This is a genomic window from Corynebacterium mustelae, assembly GCF_001020985.1.
GTDB classification, from domain to species: domain Bacteria; phylum Actinomycetota; class Actinomycetes; order Mycobacteriales; family Mycobacteriaceae; genus Corynebacterium; species Corynebacterium mustelae.
On the sequence record NZ_CP011542.1, the window covers coordinates 2693428 to 2707540 of the forward strand.

13 protein-coding genes and 2 tRNA genes are annotated in these 14113 nt (G+C 51.4%); 4 read left to right on the forward strand and 11 right to left on the reverse strand.

The window, feature by feature from the left end:
• Positions 1–72 precede the first annotated feature (72 nt).
• The 6 genes from clpX to CMUST_RS11990 all read right to left on the reverse strand — a co-directional run bounded on the left by clpX (position 73) and on the right by CMUST_RS11990 (position 5161).
• On the reverse strand, positions 73–1359 hold the full coding sequence (clpX, locus tag CMUST_RS11960; RefSeq protein ID WP_047262713.1) for an ATP-dependent Clp protease ATP-binding subunit ClpX: 1287 nt from the start codon (positions 1357–1359) through the stop codon (positions 73–75).
• Between the two features lie 221 nt (positions 1360–1580).
• A complete protein-coding gene (locus CMUST_RS11965) occupies positions 1581–2207 on the reverse strand; it encodes an ATP-dependent Clp protease proteolytic subunit (RefSeq protein WP_047262714.1) in 627 nt (208 codons plus the stop codon).
• A gap of 19 nt (positions 2208–2226) precedes the next feature.
• Positions 2227–2823: an ATP-dependent Clp protease proteolytic subunit gene (locus CMUST_RS11970; RefSeq protein ID WP_047262715.1), complete on the reverse strand. Its 597-nt coding sequence runs from the start codon at positions 2821–2823 to the stop codon at positions 2227–2229.
• 133 nt (positions 2824–2956) lie between these two features.
• Positions 2957–4321, reverse strand: coding sequence for a trigger factor (gene tig / locus CMUST_RS11975; RefSeq protein ID WP_047262716.1), 1365 nt, complete (start codon positions 4319–4321; stop codon positions 2957–2959).
• An 83-nt stretch (positions 4322–4404) separates the two neighbouring features.
• Positions 4405–4478, reverse strand: a tRNA-Pro gene (locus tag CMUST_RS11980).
• 611 nt (positions 4479–5089) lie between these two features.
• Positions 5090–5161 (reverse strand) — tRNA-Gly (locus CMUST_RS11990).
• 293 nt (positions 5162–5454) lie between these two features.
• On the opposite strand from CMUST_RS11990, the gene CMUST_RS11995 reads away from it, so the two are divergent.
• Both CMUST_RS11995 and CMUST_RS12000 read left to right on the forward strand, forming a co-directional pair.
• Positions 5455–5673, forward strand: a complete 219-nt coding sequence (locus tag CMUST_RS11995) for a hypothetical protein (RefSeq protein WP_047262718.1) — start codon at positions 5455–5457, stop codon at positions 5671–5673.
• Between the two features lie 412 nt (positions 5674–6085).
• Complete coding sequence (locus CMUST_RS12000; protein WP_047262719.1) at positions 6086–6940, forward strand: hypothetical protein; 855 nt, start codon at positions 6086–6088, stop codon at positions 6938–6940.
• A gap of 51 nt (positions 6941–6991) precedes the next feature.
• Here CMUST_RS12000 and CMUST_RS12005 read toward each other — a convergent pair whose 3' ends face one another.
• Positions 6992–7465: a ribose-5-phosphate isomerase gene (locus CMUST_RS12005; protein WP_047262720.1), complete on the reverse strand. Its 474-nt coding sequence runs from the start codon at positions 7463–7465 to the stop codon at positions 6992–6994.
• Positions 7466–7515: 50 nt separating this feature from the next.
• Complete coding sequence (locus CMUST_RS12010; RefSeq protein WP_047262721.1) at positions 7516–8127, reverse strand: mycothiol-dependent nitroreductase Rv2466c family protein; 612 nt, start codon at positions 8125–8127, stop codon at positions 7516–7518.
• A 219-nt stretch (positions 8128–8346) separates the two neighbouring features.
• On the opposite strand from CMUST_RS12010, the gene pepN reads away from it, so the two are divergent.
• Positions 8347–10974: an aminopeptidase N gene (pepN, locus tag CMUST_RS12015; RefSeq protein WP_047262722.1), complete on the forward strand. Its 2628-nt coding sequence runs from the start codon at positions 8347–8349 to the stop codon at positions 10972–10974.
• On the opposite strand, the gene CMUST_RS12020 is transcribed toward pepN, so the two are convergent.
• Positions 10971–11645, reverse strand: a complete 675-nt coding sequence (locus CMUST_RS12020; RefSeq protein ID WP_047262723.1) for a cation diffusion facilitator family transporter — start codon at positions 11643–11645, stop codon at positions 10971–10973. The two genes, pepN and CMUST_RS12020, sit on opposite strands and share 4 nt — an antisense overlap.
• Positions 11646–11688: 43 nt before the next feature.
• On the reverse strand, positions 11689–12840 hold the full coding sequence (locus CMUST_RS12025; RefSeq protein ID WP_047262724.1) for a cystathionine gamma-synthase: 1152 nt from the start codon (positions 12838–12840) through the stop codon (positions 11689–11691).
• 228 nt (positions 12841–13068) lie between these two features.
• Here CMUST_RS12025 and CMUST_RS12030 point away from each other — a divergent pair, with 228 nt between their 5' ends.
• Positions 13069–13491 carry a globin gene (locus CMUST_RS12030; RefSeq protein ID WP_047262725.1) on the forward strand — a complete coding sequence of 141 codons (423 nt, stop codon included), beginning with the start codon at positions 13069–13071 and terminating at the stop codon, positions 13489–13491.
• Here the strand turns inward: CMUST_RS12030 and CMUST_RS12035 are convergent.
• Positions 13488–14108, reverse strand: coding sequence for a hypothetical protein (locus CMUST_RS12035; RefSeq protein ID WP_047262726.1), 621 nt, complete (start codon positions 14106–14108; stop codon positions 13488–13490). The genes CMUST_RS12030 and CMUST_RS12035 overlap by 4 nt on opposite strands.
• Positions 14109–14113: the final 5 nt, after the last annotated feature.

The following is a 14113-nucleotide window of genomic DNA, read 5'->3' on the forward strand; positions in this document are numbered from 1 at the left end:
AGGCTATATAAACCTAAAATGTGCGCCCACCGAAATCAGGTATTTGGTGGGCGCACATTTTAGGTATTTTTGTTAAGCAGATTGTTCGGCTGCATCGCGATCCAGAAGCTGCGGCGCTTCCTCACCACGTGCCGCTGCAGCGGTGACCATAACGACCTCAATGTCCTCGTGATCTGGAATGTCGTACATGATTGGGACCAGAATTTCCTCCATAATAGCCCGGAGTCCGCGTGCGCCTGTACCGCGATCAAGCGCTAGATCCGCAATCACATCTAATGCTTCAGGTTCAAATACCAACTGAACCCCATCCATAGCCAACAATTGCTCGTATTGTTTGACCAAGGAATTTTTCGGCTCAGTTAGAACTTGAACCAACGACGCCCGATCCAAATTGGTTACGGTAGCCACGATCGGTAACCTGCCAATAAATTCTGGAATAAGACCAAACTTCACCAGGTCTTCTGGTCGCACATCCTTAAAAATATCGATTTCATCGCGTTCTTCTTTGGTCTTGATATCGGCACCGAAGCCAATCCCTTGTTTGCCACGTCGCTCCTCGATCACTTTTTCCAGACCTGCGAATGCGCCAGCGACGATAAACAAAATATTCGAGGTGTCCAACTGAATGAAGTCTTGGTTTGGATGTTTCCGACCGCCTTGTGGCGGGATAGATGCAACCGTTCCCTCCAGAATCTTCAATAGTGCTTGTTGTACGCCTTCACCAGAAACGTCGCGGGTGATGGAAGGATTCTCTGATTTTCGAGAAATCTTATCCACTTCATCGACGTAAATAATGCCTCGCTGAGCCCGTTGAACGTCAAAATCAGCAGCTTGAAGCAACTTCAAGAGGATATTTTCCACATCTTCACCAACGTAACCAGCTTCGGTCAGTGACGTGGCATCCGCGATGGCGAAAGGAACATCCAGCAACCGGGCGAGCGTTTGGGCCAAGTAGGTTTTTCCGGAACCGGTCGGGCCCAGCATCAAGATGTTGGATTTCTGTAATTCGGTTTCTTCTTCTTTGTTTCGCCGTGGATTCATACTCCGAGCTTCCTCGGCACGAACCCGCTTGTAGTGGTTATAGACCGCAACAGACAGGATCCGCTTGGCTTCGGTTTGCCCGATGACGTACTTATCTAAAAACGCTGAAATCTCGGACGGGCGTGGCAGCCGATTGGAATCCTCAGAATTAGATTCCTGGGATTGACCTAACTCTTCCTCAATGATCTCATTACATAGTTCAATACACTCATCGCAGATATACACTCCACCACCTGCAATGAGTTTTTTCACTTGCTTTTGGCTCTTGCCACAGAAGGAGCACTTCAGCAGATCGGCGCTTTCTTGCATGCGTGCCATAAAAGTACGTGGCCTCTTTCTTTAGTCTTTGTGAAACAAAGCAGCGCCCACACATGGGGCAGTTACCCACCAACACTAGCACCGTCTCAGGCGATAATCGTGATCTGACAGACGGGTTTAGTATTCGGAATACAAACAACGTGGTGGATGGAAGAAAACCACGCCACCAAATACCAAGACGGTCACTTTTGGGGGCGTGGCGGTGGAATTATTTCATTCAATTACGCGTTGAGTTTGCGGTAATCAAAGACCTGATCGATAATACCGTACTCCATAGCTTCCTGTGCAGTGAGGATCTTATCGCGGTCAGTGTCGATTCGAATCTTCTCGGCTGGTTGCCCGGTATGGCGTGCAAGGGTTTCTTCCATCATGGTGCGCATACGCTGAATCTCAGCCGCCTGAATTTCCAAATCCGATACTTGTCCTCGACCGCCTTCGGTCGCTGGCTGGTGGATAAGGACCCTGGCGTTGGGCAACGCTGCGCGTTTGCCTGGCGCACCCGCCGCCAACAGAACCGCCGCAGCGGACGCAGCCTGCCCTAAGCACACCGTGCGGACATCTGGGCGAACGTACTGCATAGTGTCATAAATGGCCATCAGGGAGGTAAACGAGCCCCCGGGCGAGTTGATGTACATGGTAATTTCCCGGTCGGGATCAAGCCCTTCCAACACTAAAAGTTGCGCCATAATGTCGTTGGCCGAGGTGTCGTCTACCTGAGTACCCAGGAAGATGATGCGCTCTTCAAATAATTTGGCGTAAGGATTCGTTTCTTTCGTGCCATAAGTGGAGTGCTCAATAAAAGAAGGCAGCACGTAGCGGGCGGATGGCATCTGCATACCGTTAGTCATGTTGTTCTCCTGGTAATTCTTAGTTAGCGATCGAACCCTGCGCCGAGGCAATAACGTGGTCTACTAGACCATATTCTTTTGCCTGTTGCGCTGTGAACCAACGGTCCCGGTCGGAATCTTTGGTGATCTGTTCGAAGGTCTGGCCGGTATGTTCAGCGATCAGCTCCGCCATTTCCCGTTTAGTTTGAGCGAATTGCTCCGCCTGAATCGCAATGTCCGCGGCGGTACCGCCCACGCCTGCCGACGGTTGATGCATCATAATTCGTGCATGCGGCAGAGCATAGCGTTTTCCTTTGGTGCCACCAGAGAGCAGGAACTGCCCCATGGATGCAGCTAGCCCCATTCCGTAAGTAGCAATATCGCATGGTGAATACTTCATGGTGTCATAAATAGCCATGCCTGCAGTGACGGAACCACCTGGGGAGTTGATATACAACGAGATGTCACGGGTAGGATCCTCAGCAGAAAGCAAGAGGATTTGCGCACACAACTTATTGGCAATCTCGTCATCGACGGCTGTCCCAAGGAAGATAATGCGTTCCCGGAGTAGCCGTTCGTAAACCGAATCGCTCAAATTTAACCCGCTTGATGCGGATGAATTAACCAGTTCGTTCATTAAAAACTCCTTGTTCGATAAAAGTCGATGGTCTCAACGATACAACGAATCGTCACGAAATCCGCTTTTGTTCGCTAACAGCGTTAAAACACCAAAAGCCCAGCATTAACGCTGGGCTAACGGGGAACGGGAATTAGGACTCAGTCTCGGTTTCAGTCTCAGTTTTGGCCTCAGACTCGTCTACCCCGAAGTACTCGGTGACATCCACCTTGTTACCAGCATCGTCGGTTACAGTGGTCTGGCAGATAGCGGAAGCCAGGGCCTTGCCACGACGAATGTCAGCGAACAACGCACCGATCTGGCCAGCGTTTTGCAGCTGCTCCATGAATTTCTCTGGCGGCATGCCATATGCCTGAGCGGTGTATACGACATGCTCAACGAACTCTTCGTTTGAGACAGATGGTTCTTCCTTGTCTGCAAGGGTATCCAGGAAGAGCTGGCTGCGAACAGTCTTTACAGCCTGCTGTTTAGCTTCTTCCTTGAACTTCTCTAGCGAAGAGTCCTGAGTCTTCAAGAAATCGTCGATAACCTGCTCTTGGTGAGCAGCTTCACCGAAAGTACCATGCAAAACGTTGTGGACATGCTCGTCGATTAGGCTTTGCGGAACCTCAAATTCGGTCTTTTCCAAAGCTGCATCAAGCACCGCGTCGCGGATAGCTGCGGCTTGCTCAGTCTTAGCACGCTCTTCCAACTGGCCGGAGGTGGCCTCACGCAGTTCTTCCACTGTGTCGAATTCGGATGCCATCTGAACAAACTCTTCGTCGAGCTCCGGCAACTTGCGTTCCTTGGTCTGAACGACAGTTACGGTCACGGTTGCCTCTTCACCAGCATGTTCGCCCGTCTTGAGGGTAGTGGTGAATTCTGCGCTCTCGTCGGTCTTCATGCCACGCAGTGCGGTGTCAAGACCTTCGATCAAGTCATCGGCACCAACCATGTAGGACAGGCCCTCAGCGGAAGCTTCTTCAATCTCCTTACCATCTACCGCAGCAGAAAGATTGATGATGGCGAAATCATTGGTCTTGAGCTTGCGTTTGGTATCGCTCAGTTCACCGAAACGTTCACGTAGCTTGTCAATCTCAGCATCAATTGCTTCATCGTCTACTTTGCGCGCAGGAACCTCGACAGCGATATCTGCAAAATTGGGCAGATCGATCTCTGGGCGAACATCTACCTCCGCAGCGAATTCGATCACTTCACCGTCTTCTACTTTGGTCAGATCGATCTCCGGGGTACCAAGCACCTTCAAATCGTGCTCTTCAACGGCTTTCGGGTAGTTGTTATTGATTGCATCGTTGACAACTTGCTCAAGAACAGCACCACGACCGAAGCGGGCGTCGATAAGCTGTTTCGGCGCCTTCCCCTTACGGAAACCAGGGATAGAAACCTGTGCGGCGATTGCTTGATAAGCCTGATCGATTTCGTTCTTCAGTTCCTCGAATGGAACCTCCACGGTCAGCTTGACTCGGGTATCGTTCAGCTTTTCGACGGAACTTTTCACGAGCTACTCTCCTGTTTTATCGGTGGTAATACTGGTTTAAACCCCCGAGGTGCATGACAATTTATGCTCCTCGGGGGTTATTGTCGGGACGACAGGATTTGAACCTGCGACCCTCTGCTCCCAAAGCAGATGCGCTACCAAGCTGCGCCACGTCCCGTTATACTCCACTAGGATTCTAAACCCTTACATGGGGTGTGCCGTTCTCAACGACAGGAGAAATCTTGCCACGTTACCCCCCGTTTTACCTAATCCGCAGGTCACGGTAACTAAAAATCGCAGATCACCACACTGAACCACCAAAAGCCAAATTTCAAACCAGCCCTCAATGCTTAAGTGCGATCAAACCAAAGCACAGCCGCAAGACAGACACTAAGACAAGAACACCGATCACCAACCCCACGCAGCCAACATCTTTTAGTGCAAAAATGCCCGATAGGTTCCCAGTTCCCACGTTTCGGCAACCGTCAACGAAACCACCAATATGGAAGCATCCTCGCTTATGTGCACTACTATTTTGGCCCACAATCAGCAATTTCGCTGCCGGAAAAACTGCACTTAGGTATTCATTAGTAAGCAAGCATACTATCCCCCATCACCACCCCCGACAGTGAATGAAACCGACACATTCCTTAGCCTTTTACATCCCCTTTTATTGAAATAAAAAAGTCAATTAGTACATGCATTAACTCAGCCAAGCCCGCGTGCTGATTTAACAGAAAAATTCCCGGAATTGTAAAAACTACAATTCCGGGAATTTAATTTCACTTGAGGGAACGACGGGAATCGAACCCGCGTCTTCAGCTTGGAAGGCTGAGGTATTAGCCACTATACGACGTTCCCATTCACATTTTGTGTGGTTCCCATACTGTAGCGAATCGAACCCCGATAGAGCAAATCCGCAGAACTCCCCCATCATTCACCCCTATTTTAAAGTTACATTTCGAAATCTTTTATTTATTTTTTTGTTATAAAACGATCAATATTCACGCGCTTCCATACGATTTCAAAAGTTATTTCAGACACCAACGTTGTTGATACTTTTACAATGAAATAAACCGGGATTACCTGGGCTTTAAGTTTATGCTGCAATATTTATTAGGAACTTTTTTGCTTTATGGGTTAATATTCAAAACATGAAGCCAACGATTATTGATGCCGACACTGGTCGCGAACTTTGGACAGCTATTGAATGTGCAACTTTCTCTGGCACCGCACGTGGTACCTTCACCAGCTACGCAGGACGTGGCCGTGCTCCAGTCCCAGTTGCAAAGCACCACGGTCTAACCTTGTGGGACTCCGACGAGATCCGCAAGTGGACCGCAGAGCGTAAAGCAGCCAAAGAGTCCGACTAGTTATTAGACACGCTGGAGCTGGTGCAGCGGAATAAACTGAAATCCAACTGCCATTGGAAACAAGTTACACAACCGCTCTACAACACCTTTAGAGCCACGCTGTATTTCTAATTCCCGCGCGTTATCCGTAACTAACTGCGTCCTTCTTCTGTCGAGTTAAACAACACTCTAAACGTTTGATTCCCACATTATGGTGGACGTGCATTCTTAAAAAAACCTTTCACTGTGCGTTCCGCGCATGGATGAGGTACCCGGCGACTGCCATCGCCTACCTCGTCATCACTGCGCCTGCCCAGTACCAGTCCATCCGTCCATTACAGTTCCCAGGAGCAGCAATCTGCGCTGGGAACTTTCGCTTTTTAGCGGTCGTTGTTATGGAAAGTGTAACGAACGAATCAAGGAGACTATCTACATGACGGGTTTGATACTAATCGCTGTGGTTATTGGCGGCGTTGTCTTGTTACTCAGCCGCTCAGGCAATAAGAAAGCTATCGCATCTCACAACACACAGTTAGATGATGCTATCGCAGACGCACGGCGTTGGATCGAACGGCTGGGATCCCAAGTACTGAGCATTTCTGGCACCGACGCTGCCTCCACGCAGGCTATCGCTGATGCTTCCGAGCGTTACAATGCAGCGTCATCCCAAATTTCCACTGCCCAGACTGTGCGCCAGGCACAACTAGCACGGGAGTCTGCGTTAGAAGGCTTATATTTCATGAACGCAGCACGCGAAATCATGGGGCTTCCTGCAGGGCCGGAACTACCGCCATTAGAAGGCCAAAAGACCGCTGGCAAGGTGTCCGAACACCGTACCATCACCCATGATGGACATGAGATTATCGCGTCTCCCGCTGCCTCAGCGCAGACTCCTCATTATTATCCAGGTGGAGCCGTCGCTGGCCGCCCGGTGCCTGCTGGGTGGTACTCAGAACCGTGGTGGGCATCTGCGCTTCGAACCGGCGTATGGGCTGCAAGCAGCGCCGTTTTGTTCTCTGCTTTATTCGGCGGAATGGCTGGGGTGGCATCCGCCAGTGCCTTTGAATCTGGCATTGCTACTGGAGATCTACCTGCTGATGATCCCACCGGTGGTGCATTCGATTCGGGTGGCGCCGATGTTGCCGAAGGCGCTGGTGAATCTGGCGGATTATTCGACGGGTTCTTTGATGGTGGCTTCCTCGGCGGAAACGATGGTGGTGGCTTCTTTGGTGGCGGTGACAGCGGCGGTTTCTTCGGAGGTGGCGATGGCGGAGGATTCGACTTCTAAGATGGCATAAAATATCCGGGTACATCATCTTTGCAATGTACCCGGATATTTTTATTGTTGTGGTACCTCAGGCGGGATACCAGTTTTTTCAAATTCAGCGAGAATGTCGATACGGCGTTGATGCCGCTCAGCTTCGCTCCATGGTTGTTCTAAAAATGCATCCACAATGGCGAGAGCTTCCTCTTCGGAATGCATGCGGCCGCCGATACCAATCAACTGTGCGTTGTTGTGCTCGCGTGCCAACTTTGCGGTCTCAACCGACCAAGCGAGAGCGCACCGAGCTCCCTTCACTTTGTTTGCGGCGATCTGCTCGCCATTACCAGATCCGCCCAGTACAATTCCCAGCGAACCCGGGTCGTTAACCACCCGGAATGCCGTCTCAATGCAGAATGCTGGGTAATCATCGTCTGCATCATAGACATGAGCGCCGCAGTCGATAACCTCGTGGCCGGTATTTTCAAGATGTCGGGCAATCGCATTTTTCATATCAAAGCCCGCGTGATCTGCTCCAAGATAAACTCGCATGCTTTAAAAGTGTAGCGGACACCGCGAAAGTAGGGGTGATAGGACGTTGGTTACAGTTGTGGGCGCTCTGTTCGGGTGCGTTTTAGTTCAAAAAAGTGCGGATAGGAGGCCAGCTGCACGCAGGCGTCGAAAAGCTCGACAGCTTGACTGCCGCGCGGCACCCTCGTGATAACCGGACCGAAAAATGCTACGTCGTTAAACTGAATGACCGGCGTTCCGACTTCATCCCCTACCGCCGCCATAGCCTGGCCATGGAAGCGGCGTAGCTGGTCATCGTATTCGGTGGTGTTAGCGACTTCCGCGATCGACGGGTCTAAGCCGACCTTAGCCAGGGCCTGCCTAATAAGCTCGTCGTATGCCCCAAAACCTTGTTTTCCGCCCTCACCTCCGTGATGGATCATGGTTCCTAGCTCGGTATAGAGCTCATCAACCTTGTCAGGATTCTCGGTAGCAACTTTCGCAAATACCCGAGCTGGCCCCCAATTAGCTTTCATTTTATCCATGTAGTCAGGGGCTAAATCTCGTCCTTCATTGAGAACCGACAAGCTCATGGGGACCCAGTGAACTGCAAGATCTCGGTGCTGTTGGACTTCTTTCAGCCACCGAGAGGTCAGCCAGCAATAGGGGCAGGAAACATCGAACCAAAAAGTGGCATTAGCCATTGTTTTATACCTTTCGTGTATCACCGCTACGGCGACAATGTCCGTCATGGAAGAAGGAGCGGTGTCGAAGCGTTGTAATCTGTTGAAGGAACGAGATCACAGATCTTCCAATCCCGCCTCTAGCAGTTATGCAAATCAGATCTAACAGTATCGTATATCCCGGCAATCCCAATTGTTGACAATCCGGCAGTTTTTCGCCAGAAAGGTACCATCAGCTCCATGTCATCGGTAAACCTCACCCATACGGAAGCGCAAGAACGCGCCGCGCTTATCGACGCACTCGACTACACCATCGCGATTGATGTGACCACTAGCGACTCCGTCTTTTCTTCCACCACTACTGTTTCTTTCAATCTGCGCGAACCTGGCAGCACTTTTATTGACCTCATTGCAAAAACCGTTGAATCCGTGGTACTTGATGGTGTCAATATCACCGCCTCGGCAGTTCCAATTAAAGAAGATTCAGCGGAATATGACCCGACTACTGGTATTAGGCTCACGGATCTTTCAGCCGGGGACCACACTCTAATCATCGAAGCTACCTGCGAATTTTCTCACAGCGGACAGGGGCTCCACCGGTTCATTGACCCGGTGGATAATGAGGTGTATTTATATACCCAATTTGAAACGGCGGACGCTAAACGGGCATTTGCATGTTTCGATCAGCCTGATTTAAAAGCCACTTATTCATTGTTTATAACAGCACCGAAAAATTGGCAGGTAATTACCAATTCTGCGCAGCAAAAAACAATTAATGGTGATAAAGCTGTCTTTTTCTCTCGAATCGGTTATCCACTGTCTACCTATCTTGTGGCAATATGCGCCGGGAATTACGCGCATGTCACCGATACCTGGCGCGGGAAACTGACTCATACGCCCCAAACACCAGCGGATTCTCCTACCGACGTGGAGATCCCATTGGGGATATATTGCCGCCAATCGCTTGCCGAGCATCTGGATGCCGAGACGCTTTTTACCGAAACCAAACAAGGTTTTGACTTTTACCACGCTAATTTCGGTGTCGCATATCCTTTTGGAAAATATGACCAATTATTCGTCCCTGAATTTAATGCAGGCGCAATGGAAAACGCAGGCGCGGTCACCTTCCGCGATGAATACGTTTTCACTTCCAAGAACACCAAGTATTTGTACGAACGGCGATGTGATACGTTGCTGCACGAAATGGCTCATATGTGGTTCGGGGATCTGGTCACGATGCGTTGGTGGGATGACCTATGGCTCAATGAATCATTTGCTACCTGGGGTGCAGCAATATCCCAAGCAGAGGCAACCGAATACACGAATGCGTGGGTGACTTTTGCCAACGTGGAAAAAGCTTGGGCCTACCGACAAGACCAGCTGCCTTCCACGCACCCAATTTCCACGGATGCTTCCGACATCGAAACAGTAGAACAAAACTTTGACGGAATCACATACGCGAAGGGCGCCTCGGTGCTAAAACAACTCCAAGCATATGTGGGCCGGGAAGCGTTTTTTGCTGGTGTCCGTCAGCATTTCGCAGACCACGCGTTCAGCAATGCTACCTTTGATGATCTCCTTGCAGCCTTGGCAGCAGCTTCTGGCCGTGACCTTTCCCATTGGGCCAAGCAGTGGCTTAAAACCACCGGAATCAATGAACTTTCCGCCACCAGCGGAGTCACCGACGGGAAATACTCATCTTTTGAAATCCGGCAAGGCCCCGCCACACCGGGTGCTGGTGAATTACGTAGCCATCGCATTGCCGTAGGGCTCTATTCGCTTGTCGACGATCAGGTGGTCCGCACCCACCGCCACGAATTAGACATTGCGGCAGCGGCGACTCCAGTGCCTGAGTTCATCGGCCTTCCGGAAGCTGATCTGGTACTTGTCAACGACGATGATCTCACCTATTGCCTCATGCGCTTGGATGAAAAATCCCTCGACTTCGTGCTGCATAACATTGAAAAGATCGCAGACCCGATGGCTCGTACACTGTGTTGGTCAGCTGCCTGGCAAGCCACCCGCTCTGGCCAGATACGCGCCCGCGACTTCATCGCGTTGGTGGTTCGGGGAGCTGGCAGCGAATCGGAAATAAGCGTGCTTAATACCATCCTCCAGCAAGCACGGACCGCCCTTTCAGATTTCGCTGACCCAAAGTGGGCACGGCAAACTGGAACCGAGCTCCTGGTCCGCGCATTCGTCGACGCGGCCACCGCCGCACAACCTGGTTCAGATCATCAATTAGCGTTCATCCAAGCGCTTAGTGCAATGGAGGTAACCTCAGACTCCGTGAACCCGTTATCGAAAATTGTTGCTGGCGAGAGCCCACTTCCGGGGTTGATCATCGACAACCAATTGCGGTGGGATGCTCTAACAGCATTAGCTGCAGCGGGCGAAGCTGGAGACGTCGAAAAGCATATCGAGGCGTTAAGCGCAATTGATCCCAGCGCCACCGGGCGAGCATGTGCGCTACGGACTCGGGCGGCGATTAACACTGCCGAAGCCAAAGCTGCGGTGTTCACTGAGCTTACTGAGCAAGCTGCAGAATTGAGTAATATCGCAATCCGATACAAGCTTTCCGGATTGACGTTCCCCGGGGCGGACGCGCAATTACAACAGTTTAATGAGAAATACTTTGAGTGTGTGTTGCCTATCTGGGAGTCCTTGCCTACAGAGACAGCCTCCACTTTGATCGAATCGCTCTACCCCACGTGGGATGTTTCAGCGGCAGGCATCAGCCGAGCAGACGAGTTCGCCGCGCAGTCGCTGCCAGCTGCCGTTGCCCGGCTAATAGCCGAAGGCAAAGCTAAGGTTGAACGTTGCCGGGCAAACCAGCTTGTCGACGCCGCCCCGGTTGCAGCCTCCTAGTCACATCCGCAGGGGCGCGCGCCGCTGTTCAGCTCCGTGTTTGGGTCCAGGACCCGGCCGGTGCTGAGCGCGCAAGCGTCACCTTCCCATGCCTCTTTTCCTTCCCGAAGTGCAAAACCAGCAATCACCAAAGCTGCAACCGGGTCAGCCCACCACCAACCTGCGATTGCATGGAGTGCCAACCCAACCAACAACGCGACGGACAACCAGGCACACACCAGCGTTTGTTTGGAGTCCGCCACCGCCGTTGCGGAACCTAATTCCAACCCGGCACGGCCTTCCACGTAGCTGACCATCGGCATGATAACCACACTTACAGCCGCAATTGCTATACCGAACAGGCTGACCTCGGGTGGTTGTTGCCAGATGAGAGTGAATACGGAGTCAGCTATGACATATGTGGCTAATCCGAAAAACGAAAACGCGATGAACTGTAGGGTCAGTGGTTCGTATTTTTTCGGATCCCTACGGCTAAATTGCCATGCTACCGCCAATGCAGAAGCCACCTCGATGGAGGAGTCGATTCCGAAACCAATCAATGCCCCTGACGAGGCATATCTCCCAGCCCAAATAGAGACTATCGCTTCCGCAATGTTATAGGTGATGGTGAACATCACTATAAGTTTGATTCGCCTCGTTAACGCCGCAGCGCGTTCTGGGGTGGGACTCACGACATACCTTTTAGACTTCTATGTAAGTGGGGGCAGTCGTATCTTAAAGCTGGGCCAAGGCCTGGTCAATATCAGCTAGTAAATCCTCAATATCTTCGATCCCCACCGAGATTCGCACCAAGTCGCGTGGCACCTCCAACGACGAGCCGGAAACAGACTGATGAGTCATAGTCGCAGGATGTTCCAGTAGTGATTCCACCCCGCCTAACGATTCCGCTAGACAAATCAACTGTGTGGAAAGACAGAATTTTCGGGCTGCCTCCTCCGAATGGAACCGCACGGAGATCATCGCTCCGAATCTACGCATTTGCTGCTTGGCGACGTCGTGGTTTGGGTGCTCAGGTAACCCAGGAAACAGAACACATCTCACTTTGTCACTGGCTGTAAGGTGGTGGGCAATCGTCTCGGCGTTATCGCAATGCCTATCCATCCGAACCGCAAGAGTTTTAATACCGCGCGCCGTCAAATACGCATCAAAAACAGAAGGAATTGCGCCAGCTCCACCTTGTAAAAATTGCAATGCTTCATCCACCTCGGCGGAATTGGTTACCACGACCCCTCCTACGACGTCCGAATGACCACCAAGATATTTGGTGGTGGAATGTAACACATGATCTGCCCCCAAAGCCAAGGGGTTTTGCAAATAGGGTGAAGCAAAGGTGTTATCTACCACCAATTGCGCCTCAGAACCTGTGATCGCATCAGCAACAGCGGCAATATCCGTTATCGCTAGTCCTGGGTTTGAGGGCGTTTCTAGCCACACCAGTTGTGTGTTGGGGCGCAGCGCCGCTGCCACCTGGCTGGCATCGGTCGTGTCTACAACGCTGAACTCAATCCCCCACTGGGCATAAACAGACTGAATCAGCCGGAATGTGCCACCATACGCATCGTGCCCGAAAATCAGGTGGTCGCCAGGCTTGAGAATGGATCGCAATAGTACATCGGTTGCCGCCATGCCGGAAGAAAACGCACGGCCAAATGTAGCGCCTTCTAACGCCGCCACAGTTTTTTCCAACGCCGCAATCGTGGGATTACCGCACCGGGTATATTCGAACCCACCGCGTAGCTGATTAAGTCCATCTTGGGCGAAAGTCGTCGATGCATAGATCGGGGTATTGATGGCACCATATAATGAATCCGGCTCGTAACCAGCATGAATGCTCGCGGTGGAAAAACCCGACGGCGTAGTGGACATGGCGGCAAACCCCTTAGAACAATCAAAAATGTGGCCTATATCTCTTTGGCGATAGTAGAGCACGCAGCCACCAGGTAGGTAACTTACCCGATAACAAAAAGAAGTATCTAATTTATAGTTGTGGAGTCTAGCTGGGAAAATGATGAGCGTTGCGCGTCGAAAAGCATGAATAAAATAGCATCAATAACACTGCAACACCGAAGCTAAAAAACGACGTAGAGTAAAACCATGCGTTTACCCGAACCCTCACCCAACGACAACCAGACTCAACAATCGTTCTTTGACTCAGTCGGCGGCGAAGAAACCTTCCAACTGGTGGTGCACCGGTTTTACCAGCAAGTCCGCGAAGATGACCTAATCGGACCGATGTATCCCGTCGATGATTGGGAAGGTGCCGAGGATCGTCTGCGTTGGTTCCTCATGCAATACTGGGGCGGGCCACAAACCTTCAGTGAAAACCGAGGGCACCCCCGCCTCCGCATGCGGCACGCACCATTTGAGATCGGCGAAAAAGAAGCCGAGCGGTGGTTAGAAATGATGGACAACGCCATCGACAGCATCGATGAACACACCTTAAGCCTAAGCCACCGGGCCGCCATGCGGGAACACATGCAACGCGTTGCTTATATGCTCATCAATAAACCCGACTAGCGGATTACCAGTAAGTTAATTCGCTCACACAGGTACACCGAACCAAATGGGGCATCTACCCGCACCCATCTGCCCGTCCGAGATACTCGCAATTGTCGCGGGATCTCCGGTGGCGCAGACTCACCGGGAATAAAACCCAAGGCATTCAACGCAAATATCATCCGCATGGGGATTTCCGCCGTCATATCCCCATTAGTTGCCGTCAGAACAGTCTGATTAAGCAGGCTCTGTGGTGGACCCAATGCGGAAGAAAACTGACGAGCCAAATCTTTGCCGCTTTGGTTGAGCCTAAAAACCACGTCGGATGGAATGACATCCACTAATTGAAACCCTGCGGCTGGGGGTAACTCCCCCGCATCCCAGATTACGTCAACTGCGGGCGCACGGAATTCTTCTGCCACAAACGTTGCGGCCTTTACCACCGAACCATCCCGGGTGATGGTTCCAGCGACCCTACGTGATGCGAGCACCCCAAAGGGGGTGGACACAAAAACCTCGACGCCTGAATCCAGTTGCTTGAACCGTGCCAACGCCGACTCATCCAATGCCGCCACGCGACGCAATAATGCATTTATTCCCTGGTCAAAGGGTGTTAGTTGAATGATTTCGTCTGACATTGGCT

What these genes read in the sequence shown, in the direction of transcription:
- CMUST_RS11965 (WP_047262714.1), bottom strand. Translation starts at nt 2,207, where the DNA reads ATGACTAACGGTATGCAGATGCCATCCGCCCGCTACGTGCTGCCTTCT.
- CMUST_RS12005 (WP_047262720.1), bottom strand. Translation starts at nt 7,465, where the DNA reads ATGCGAGTTTATCTTGGAGCAGATCACGCGGGCTTTGATATGAAAAAT.
- CMUST_RS12010 (WP_047262721.1), bottom strand. Translation starts at nt 8,127, where the DNA reads ATGGCTAATGCCACTTTTTGGTTCGATGTTTCCTGCCCCTATTGCTGG.
- CMUST_RS11995 (WP_047262718.1), top strand. Translation starts at nt 5,455, where the DNA reads ATGAAGCCAACGATTATTGATGCCGACACTGGTCGCGAACTTTGGACA.
- CMUST_RS12000 (WP_047262719.1), top strand. Translation starts at nt 6,086, where the DNA reads ATGACGGGTTTGATACTAATCGCTGTGGTTATTGGCGGCGTTGTCTTG.
- pepN (WP_047262722.1), top strand. Translation starts at nt 8,347, where the DNA reads ATGTCATCGGTAAACCTCACCCATACGGAAGCGCAAGAACGCGCCGCG.
- CMUST_RS12025 (WP_047262724.1), bottom strand. Translation starts at nt 12,840, where the DNA reads ATGTCCACTACGCCGTCGGGTTTTTCCACCGCGAGCATTCATGCTGGT.
- clpX (WP_047262713.1), bottom strand. Translation starts at nt 1,359, where the DNA reads ATGGCACGCATGCAAGAAAGCGCCGATCTGCTGAAGTGCTCCTTCTGT.
- CMUST_RS11970 (WP_047262715.1), bottom strand. Translation starts at nt 2,823, where the DNA reads ATGAACGAACTGGTTAATTCATCCGCATCAAGCGGGTTAAATTTGAGC.
- CMUST_RS12030 (WP_047262725.1), top strand. Translation starts at nt 13,069, where the DNA reads ATGCGTTTACCCGAACCCTCACCCAACGACAACCAGACTCAACAATCG.
- CMUST_RS12035 (WP_047262726.1), bottom strand. Translation starts at nt 14,108, where the DNA reads ATGTCAGACGAAATCATTCAACTAACACCCTTTGACCAGGGAATAAAT.